Below are 8,606 nucleotides of genomic sequence, written 5' to 3' on the forward strand. Positions count from 1 at the left end.
AAAAATAGTTGTATTACAATTCACGAAGCCTGCAGCAGGCAGGTTTAAAATTCAGCAAGTTATGGCAATAAAAATCACCGAAGAATGTATTAACTGCGGCGCCTGCGAACCCGAGTGCCCAAATAATGCGATATATGAAGGTGGGGTAGAATGGAGGATAGCAGACGGTACTACAGTAAAAGGATCATTTGTTTTATTGGATGGATCATTAACTGAGGCCGATACAGCTCATGCGCCTGTTAGTGTAGATACGTATTATATAGTTCCCAATAAATGTACAGAGTGCCAGGGTTTTCACGAAGAACCGCAATGTGCAGCTGTTTGTCCCGTTGACTGTTGTGTTCCTGATGAAATGTATGTTGAAACAGTAGAACAGTTGATGGAGAAAAAAGAAAAACTGCATGTTTAAACGGTAGGTCCTGCCAAAATAAATTTTGACAGAAGCAGATAATTTCCCTACCTTTCTGTAAGAATAGTAATGTAGCCTTAGTGCTACTTGTAAGTGGCGGGTGATATTTCCTGCCGTATTGAGGTGAAGGATTAACGACCTTCACCTTTTTTATTGGCAAAACCGCCTTTTTAGTCGCCCTTCATCTTTTTGCCAGGATTTCTCTCCCAAATACCTGCTTATGTAGTTTCCGGCTTCCGTCCCTTTTTCGTTTATTTGCTAAAAATTTTCCAACCTTACATGAAGCCCAATATTGCCTTTGTTACCGGTGGGTACTCTACTGAAGCTGTTATTTCCTACAAAAGCGCGCTTACTATTGAAGCGAATGTAGATAGAGACAAGTTTAATGTATATAAGATCGATATCACTCCCCAGGGTTGGTTTTATGAAACTGACAAGGGTGAAAAAATAGCTGTTGACCGCCAGGATTTCTCCCTGACCATTAATGGTAAAAAATTAACATTTGATGCAGTGTTGATCGGTATACACGGCACCCCGGGCGAAGATGGTAAATTACAAGGCTATTTCGACCTTACCGGATTGCCCTATACCTCCTGTGATTCAGCGACTTCTGCACTCACTTTCAATAAAAGATATACGGTGGCCGTAGCGGCCTTTGCTGGCATAAATGTTGCCAAATCAGTACATATTTTTAAGCACAGCCCAATTGGTCCAGACCAGATACTGAACCAGCTGGCCCTGCCGGTCTTTGTAAAGCCCAATAATGGCGGATCAAGCATTGGCATGAGTAAGGTGAATGCGGCTGCTGACCTGGCTGGTGCCCTGGAAAAAGCCTTTAAAGAAGATGATCAGATCCTGGTGGAGGAGTTTATAGCCGGCCGTGAATTTACAATAGGCGTTTTTAAATCAACTAAAGGCATCATTACCCTGCCGATCACTGAAGTGAAGTCGAAAAAAGATTTCTTTGATTATGAAGCAAAGTACCAGGGATTGAGTGAAGAAATTACTCCGGCCCAGGTGGATGAAGCTATAGCAGAAAAAGTTCGCAGCGCTGCCAAAAGGATCTATGAACTGTTTAATTGCCGCGGCGTAGTGCGTATTGATTTTATATACAACGAAGCCAAACAGGCTGCTTACATGCTTGAAATAAATACGGTGCCCGGACAAAGTGAAGCAAGCATTGTTCCACAACAGGTACGGGCCATGGGTTGGACGTTGAAGGAGTTTTATTCCGCATTGATCGAGGATGCGTTGACGAGGAGGAAGAGTTGATCAGTTAACGAAGAAGTTGATAAGGGTGACAGAGTTGATAGGGATGATAAAGTACAGAGCCTTTCACGATTCACGTTTGCCGATTCACGACTCGTCCACCGAAACCTTGGCCACGGTGGATACAATTGACGAACAATAAACAAACAAATACTACCTTGTTTAAATTCATGACAGGGAAACCTCTTTGGGTTCACATACTGGCAGGACTTGGCATTATAGTTTTACTGATAATTGTGTTCCTGCAATCGCTTCACTGGATTACCAGGCATGATAAAACCCTTACCATTCCTGCTGTAACAGGTAAATCGTATGCAGAGGCCCGGAAAATACTGGAAAGCAAAGGTTTTGAAGTAGAGTTACAGGATTCAATTTATAACGATACTGCAAAGCCCCTTTCGGTTTTGCGGCAGTTTCCTGATGCAGAAGCAGTGGTAAAAGTGAACCGTACCGTTTACCTTACCATAAACAAATCTATTGCACCGCTTATTGATATGCCTAACCTGGAAGGGTTGAGCTTTCGAAGTGCAGAGGTTTCGTTAAGCCAATATGGGTTGAAACTGGAAGATACAATCTACAAGATGGATTTTGCCAAGAATTCGGTGCTGGAGCAGCAATACAATGGCGAACGGATCAAGGCAGGTTCAAAAATTCCGCAGGGAAGTAAGGTCACTTTGATCTTAGGCAGTGGGTTGGGACACGAAGATTTTAGTGTACCCGATCTCGTTGGGTTAACTTATAACGATGCTAAAGTGTTATTAGAGTCAAATGGATTGAATGTGGGAACTGTAATACCAAGCATCGATTCAAGCGCCTTTGTTGGCCGCCAAAGCCCGGACCATATGACGCCTGATGGCCGTGTAAACCGCATTCGCCAGGGACAGTCAGTTGATCTTTGGCTTCAGCGCGATAAACCGGTTAAACAAACCGTTCCTGAAGTACAGCAACAATAACCATAAATAATTTAAATAGTGTATATGCAAAACATAACTATAGAAGAAGTAAAAGAGCGTCTTGATAAAGGTGAGCAATTAAACCTGTTAGATGTACGGGAACCCCATGAACGCGAAGAGTTTAGCATTGGTGGCACACATATTCCCCTGGGACAGGTGATGATGCAGGCCGATGCGTTGGAGAACCTGAAGAACCAGGAAGTGATCGTTTACTGTCGTAGCGGTAACCGTAGCGGACAAGCCGCCTTGATTCTGGAAACAATGGGCTTTACCAATACCAAGAACCTGTCTGGTGGTATGATGGCCTGGCAGTCGAAATTTGGAAGTTAATAAGAATGGCAGAAGGAAATGGGCCATGGGAGGTAAGTAGAGAATTTTGGGAGATGGACATCGTAAAGTATTCTCCAAATTTGCGAACCCTTTCACATTTCACGTTTCCCGTTTCACGATTAGCCATTGCCGCGTAGGTGAGGTCTGTATCCTGATTTTTTAAATTTTAATCAATATCACCTGTGTTTAAGTTCATTACCGGAAAACCACTTTGGGCTAATATCCTGTTGGGTATTGGCGTTTTGCTTGTATTGTTCTTTATTTTTTTACAGTCCTTGTCCTGGATCACCCGGCACGATCAAACCCTGGCTGTTCCATCTGTAACTGGTCAATCGTATGAGGAGGCCAAAAAGTTGCTGGAAGGACAGGGGTTTGAAGTAGAGATCCAGGATACTGTATACAATGACACGGCTGCATTGTTATCGGTTGTAAAGCAGTTCCCCTCTGCCGAAACAAAGGTTAAAATGAATCGTACGGTTTACTTGACCATTAACCGCGATGCGGCACCGGATCTTGAAATGCCTAAGCTGGTGGGGTTAAGTTTCCGCGGTGCACAGATCACCCTGCAACAGCAGAAGTTAAAATTGGAGGATACTATCTATGCTCCGTATTTTGCCAGAGATATGGTGCTTGAACAGCATTATAAAGGTCAGCAGATTAAGGAGGGTACAAAAATACCAATGGGAAGCGGGATTACATTGGTGTTAGGCCGTGGTGAAGGTACTGACCAGATGGAGGTGCCGGATATGTTTGGGATGACCTTGAATGAAGCAAAAGTTATTCTGGAATCGAACGGTTTAACTTTGGGTACCATCCAGCCTTCAGGCGCCGATCCCAATGGCTATGTATTCAAGCAGTATCCTGCCCGTTTAACCGGCAGTGGTAACGTAAATAAAATAAAACAAGGTCAGTTTATTGATCTGTGGATACAAACAGAGAAGCCATTACTGAGCGATAGCACGGCACAAGGACATTAATCAAAAGAACTTATGTAGATTATAAAAAAAGCACCCCTGACGGTAATGTCAGGGGTGCTTTTTTTATGGGTATTTTTTATTTCTTACAACTTCACATTCAGTCCTACCATAAAGTTGGTGCCAGCCATGGGGAAGTAAAAGTTCTCGGTAGTTACTGAACCACCATACTGGTAACTGTAGGTATAACCATTGGGTTCATACTTTTTATTGAAAACATTGTTCACCTGGCCAATGAACATGATCTCTTTAAAAAAGGCTTTACGCAGCGTATAGCTGAGGCGTGCATCCTGCACATAATACGGGGCAGGGCTGCGTTTTTTATCGGAGGTATTGTCGAGATACTGGCGGCTGACATATTTTGCAGGCAAACTGATCTCTATATTGCTGCAAGGAGTTATATTCAACATGCCAGATCCGATAATAGTGGGTGAAAAGGCAATGTCGGTATTGCTATGGGGTACTGCTTTTTGCGCCGTGCTGTCATAATTGTCGTAAAACTCAGTAAAGTTTTTGATCCGATTATTGCTGAGCGTGATATTGCCAGCTGCACTCAGCCAATGGTTGAACCGGATGCCGCCTTGTAGTTCAATGCCTAAGCGATAGCTGTCTGGAACATTGGTACGGGTATAAGAGCCCACATCATTGATCTTGCCGGTTAATACCAACTGGTCTTTATACATCATATAATACAATGTAACGCCCCAGTTGTATTCGCTGGTTTTCTTTTCAACGCCCAGTTCAAAATCGTGCAGTTTCTCCGGTTTGGGTTGCTGGTTGATGCCTGCTTCAAAATCGTCGCGGTTGGGTTCTTTATTGCCTTGTGAGTAAGATGCGTATACCTGATAATTGTCCTTCGAGTAGGCCAGGCCAACTTTTGGATTGAAGAAATTATAGGTGTTACGCAGCAACAAACCCGGGTTGTTTTTAAAACCGCCGATATAGTACAATACCCGGCGATATTGCAGGTCTACAAAACCCTGCAGGTGATCGGTCAATTGCAACTGGTATTTGGCATAAGCGTTCACATCCGTTTTAAAGGCGTCGGTATTATACCATTGGTAGTTTGTAGGAATGCCGCCGAATTGCGACCAGATCACATTGCCATAGTGTTTGCCGTCATAGCGGTTCCAGCCACCACCCACTATCAATTGGCTTTTGCCATCTTTGTATTGAACGGAAAATACCTGTCCATAGAAATAGTTGTCGAGCCATTGTTGCTGGACCAGGTCGGTTGAAAAGATCGTATCTGTACCGAAGACCGGAGCGTTCAGGCCATAATCGCCATAGGCAATGGCAGGTTTGTATTCTTCATAATATCCCTTACCCCGCGTTAAAAAGAAGGCGGTATTGAAAGCCAGCCGGCCATTGAAGTCGTGGTTGATGAACAACTGATAATGGTCCTGTTGATAATTATCAGTTTGATTGGCGTAGGTGAAATAATTATACTTCCTGGGATCAGAAGAAAATAAATTAGCTGAATCCTGTGGCGTAAAGTATAAAGAACCTAAGTTATTATAATAGTGATTTTCCAGGTCGGAATTACTACCGCGCAATTTCGCTTCAGGAATGCCATTCCAGGCCTGATAGGTCTTTTCATTTCCAGAGAACACGTTCACCCGAATAGAAGTGTTCTTGTTTAAATAAGCGCCTGACAAATAGAATGACTTCAACGAACTGTTGGCGCGGTCAATAAAGCCGTCGCTGGATACTTTTGACACGCGGGCATCGAGTGTAAAATGATCGTCGATCAACCCACTACCGGCTTTAACCGTATGCTTCCAGGTATTGAAGGAGCCATAGGTGTTGTTGATCTCAGCGTAAGGCGTGGTATTGGTTTCGTTGGTACTTAAATTAATGGTTGCGCCAAAGGCACCACCACCATTTGATGAAGTACCCACACCGCGCTGGACCTGTATACTGTTTACAGAGGAGGTGAAATCGGGCAGATCTACAAAGAACGTTCCCTGCGACTCGGCATCGTTATAAGGAATGCCGTTGAGCGTAACATTGATGCGTGTGGCATCACTGCCCCTGATGCGAATGCCGGTATAACCAACGCCATTACCTGCATCGGAATTCACAATCACCGAGGGCGTTTGGTTCAGAACGAAGGGCAGGTCCTGTCCCAGATTGAGTTTTTCAAGATCTTTTTTAGAAAGATTGTTTTTTGTAAAAGGAGCCTTGTCGCCTGCACGGGTCGATTTGATCTCAACCGGTTGCAAAAAGAGATTCATTCGTTCCAGCTTGATTGCTATGGTATTTCCAGTAGCAACAGGCTGGGTGATTGACTGAAAACCAATGGACGTAACATGCAGGGTATAGTTACCCGGTTTAACTTTTCTGAACTCAAACGATCCGTTTTCGGTGGTAAGCGTTGACATTCCATTGCTCAGTTCTACAGTGGCGGAGGCAATGGGAGTTGAAGATGCAGCATCTGTTACTTTACCGCTTATTTGAGCGGTTAGACAATGAGTGAGTAACAGGTAGCAAATCCCCAAAAGCATTTTTTTCATGTGTATCATGTTTGTTGAAAAAATGATTTAAGAGAAATGCTGCGAAAGCGAAGCGTAGACAAATACGAAGCTACCTTCCCTGCGCAGGCATTACCCTGATCAGGTTCTACGGGTATTTTCTCAGCAATCCCGCCAATGGCGGAAAAGCACCCCGGGAAACTGAAATTCTCTATTTTATAAGAGCCGACAAAGATACGAACATTATTTTTTTTAAGAATATTGTAACATCTGAATGTCCTTGTCCGTCACACAGCAATATGAATAATATGTTTAAACACCTTATTACAGCTATATTGTTATTAATCAATCTCCTGGCTATTGGCCAGGATAAAGTGATCTATGATGCCAATGCCGAAAAACGTACCGTAGGCAGTTTCCAGGGCATCAGGGTCTCTGATGGCATCGATCTGTACATTATGCAGGGCAACGAGGAAGGGGTAGTGGTAAGCGCCACAGAAATAGCACAACGTGATAAAATGCGGACTGTGGTTGAAAACGGGGAGCTGAGGATCTTTTTAGATGCGGGGATAATGGCCTGGAACTGGAAGAATAGAAAACTAAAGGCATATGTGTCGGTAAAAACGCTTAATAAATTGAAGGCCACCGGTGGATCAGATATTATTATTAATGGGGAATTGAAGACGGATAAGCTACAATTGGGTTTGTCAGGTGGCAGTGATTTTACCGGTCAGGTTACAGTGACCGATCTTACTGTTGATCAAAGTGGTGGTTCCGATGTTCGGATAAAAGGAAGTGTGGTCAACTTAAAAGTAGAAGCTCATGGCGGCAGCGATTTTAGAGGAAATGAGCTGGTGGCTGAATATGCGGTTATTGACGTGAGTGGGGGAAGTGATGCTTCCATTACGGTCAACAAAGAAATGGCAGCGGAGGCCAGTGGAGGCAGTGGAGTTAACTACAAAGGTGATCCCGTTATCAAATATAAATCAGCCACAGGCGGTAGCAGGGTCTCAAAAAAGGGATAAGATATTACTGCGTTAACATATACAATGTTTATACATCTTTAAAAAAGTCTTCCGGGCTTACATCAAGGCCATGCAATAATTTCAGGAAGGTACTTAAATACATATCACCGCCGGCTTCATAACGGGTCATAGCGCTTCTTGAAACATTGATCTCATATGAAAAACTTTCCAGTGTTGTTCTTGCCTGGCGTTTACTCTTCAATACCTTTCCAATTCTGTTTAACATCTTCTCAGTTTCGGCAGCTGATAGTTCCTGGGCCACAGGCCTCCGAGCTCTACGTTTTCGCATGTACGCAATTAAGATAAGATTCCCTTATTTTAAAACCCTTGAAAAGGGAGCGCTAAGATATATGTCTTATAATAAATGTCCCTAAAAAAGTACAGCAATCTAAAAAAATAGTAACTTCAGTGGTAGGTAACCGTTGGTATGTGATAACTGATTTATTTAATATCAGTTGTACTATACTGTTTGCGATAGATACCTTATCTCCACACCGGCACATCAGGCTTTATATAACGCTAAAATTCCAGAAAGGCATTCGGGTTTAACCCCCGACGAAGTTCAATGCTTATTAGGAAAAGGCAACGATGACCCGTCCGTTGATTCGCGGATGGGTTTTTTATTCGATGACAACTTTCGTACTTGTTAATAGTAAACTCCCCGACACGTCGGGGCAGGCTGTCGAGATGAGGACCTATTTAGAAATTAATCCCCTAATAAAAGCCCTACCCCCTCCTGATTTCAATTGCTGCTCTCGCTTCATTGCCTCAGATTTCGAATCGAAGTTTTCAGTATGTAAAATTGACCAGGGACGAAATCTTATAGTCCAGCCTTTTGTTGCTAACTCGTTGTGGGATTTAAAGCGGTCTTCAAGATCGGAGGTGTATCCAATGTAAATTTTGTCGAAGCATATAGAATATAAAACATAAACTGTGTACATAAAAAATGGCTTCCTTTCAAAAGCCCTAACCAGGACGAGAACTAATTCAGAGAAATAAAAAAGGCTTCTGTTTCCAGAAGCCTTTACCAAGTTGCGAAGCCTGGGATCGAACCAGGGACCTTCGGGTTATGAGCCCGACGAGCTACCGCTGCTCTACTTCGCGATATAATGTTTTTTACTTTTAAGAGCTGGGATCGAACCCCGTCCGCCAGCCGGCGGATATGAGCCCGA

General features: G+C 43.4%; 9 protein-coding genes, 1 tRNA gene and 1 riboswitch. Of the genes, 6 read left to right on the plus strand and 4 right to left on the minus strand.

What is annotated here, in order from left to right:
* Window positions 1–61 precede the first annotated feature (61 nt).
* The 5 genes from J7I42_RS12460 (at window position 62) to J7I42_RS12480 (ending at window position 3,938) form a co-directional block, all read left to right on the plus strand.
* Window positions 62–409 (plus strand): 4Fe-4S dicluster domain-containing protein, encoded by a 348-nt coding sequence (locus J7I42_RS12460; RefSeq protein ID WP_209139113.1) that lies wholly within the window; start codon window positions 62–64, stop codon window positions 407–409.
* A 279-nt stretch (window positions 410–688) separates the two neighbouring features.
* Window positions 689–1,681, plus strand: a complete 993-nt coding sequence (locus tag J7I42_RS12465) for a D-alanine--D-alanine ligase (RefSeq protein ID WP_209139114.1) — start codon at window positions 689–691, stop codon at window positions 1,679–1,681.
* Window positions 1,682–1,848: 167 nt separating this feature from the next.
* Window positions 1,849–2,631 (plus strand): PASTA domain-containing protein, encoded by a 783-nt coding sequence (locus tag J7I42_RS12470; RefSeq protein WP_209139115.1) that lies wholly within the window; start codon window positions 1,849–1,851, stop codon window positions 2,629–2,631.
* 24 nt (window positions 2,632–2,655) lie between these two features.
* Window positions 2,656–2,961 (plus strand): rhodanese-like domain-containing protein, encoded by a 306-nt coding sequence (locus tag J7I42_RS12475; protein ID WP_209139116.1) that lies wholly within the window; start codon window positions 2,656–2,658, stop codon window positions 2,959–2,961.
* Window positions 2,962–3,143: 182 nt separating this feature from the next.
* Complete coding sequence (locus J7I42_RS12480) at window positions 3,144–3,938, plus strand: PASTA domain-containing protein (protein WP_209139117.1); 795 nt, start codon at window positions 3,144–3,146, stop codon at window positions 3,936–3,938.
* Window positions 3,939–4,021: 83 nt separating this feature from the next.
* Here J7I42_RS12480 and J7I42_RS12485 read toward each other — a convergent pair whose 3' ends face one another.
* Window positions 4,022–6,451: a TonB-dependent receptor gene (locus tag J7I42_RS12485; RefSeq protein ID WP_209139118.1), complete on the minus strand. Its 2,430-nt coding sequence runs from the start codon at window positions 6,449–6,451 to the stop codon at window positions 4,022–4,024.
* Between the two features lie 58 nt (window positions 6,452–6,509).
* Window positions 6,510–6,615: riboswitch (TPP riboswitch) on the minus strand.
* A 102-nt stretch (window positions 6,616–6,717) separates the two neighbouring features.
* Between J7I42_RS12485 and J7I42_RS12490 the strand changes: the two genes are divergently transcribed.
* Window positions 6,718–7,434: a head GIN domain-containing protein gene (locus tag J7I42_RS12490; RefSeq protein WP_209139119.1), complete on the plus strand. Its 717-nt coding sequence runs from the start codon at window positions 6,718–6,720 to the stop codon at window positions 7,432–7,434.
* 28 nt (window positions 7,435–7,462) lie between these two features.
* On the opposite strand, the gene J7I42_RS12495 is transcribed toward J7I42_RS12490, so the two are convergent.
* The 3 genes from J7I42_RS12495 to J7I42_RS12505 form a co-directional block, all read right to left on the minus strand.
* On the minus strand, window positions 7,463–7,660 hold the full coding sequence (locus J7I42_RS12495; RefSeq protein ID WP_209139120.1) for a helix-turn-helix domain-containing protein: 198 nt from the start codon (window positions 7,658–7,660) through the stop codon (window positions 7,463–7,465).
* A gap of 469 nt (window positions 7,661–8,129) precedes the next feature.
* Window positions 8,130–8,375 carry a GIY-YIG nuclease family protein gene (locus J7I42_RS12500; RefSeq protein ID WP_209139121.1) on the minus strand — a complete coding sequence of 82 codons (246 nt, stop codon included), beginning with the start codon at window positions 8,373–8,375 and terminating at the stop codon, window positions 8,130–8,132.
* Between the two features lie 91 nt (window positions 8,376–8,466).
* Window positions 8,467–8,538 (minus strand) — tRNA-Met (locus J7I42_RS12505).
* Between the last annotated feature and the right edge of the window lie 68 nt (window positions 8,539–8,606).

Source organism: Niastella soli, from assembly GCF_017742245.1.
Taxonomy (GTDB): domain Bacteria; phylum Bacteroidota; class Bacteroidia; order Chitinophagales; family Chitinophagaceae; genus Niastella; species Niastella soli.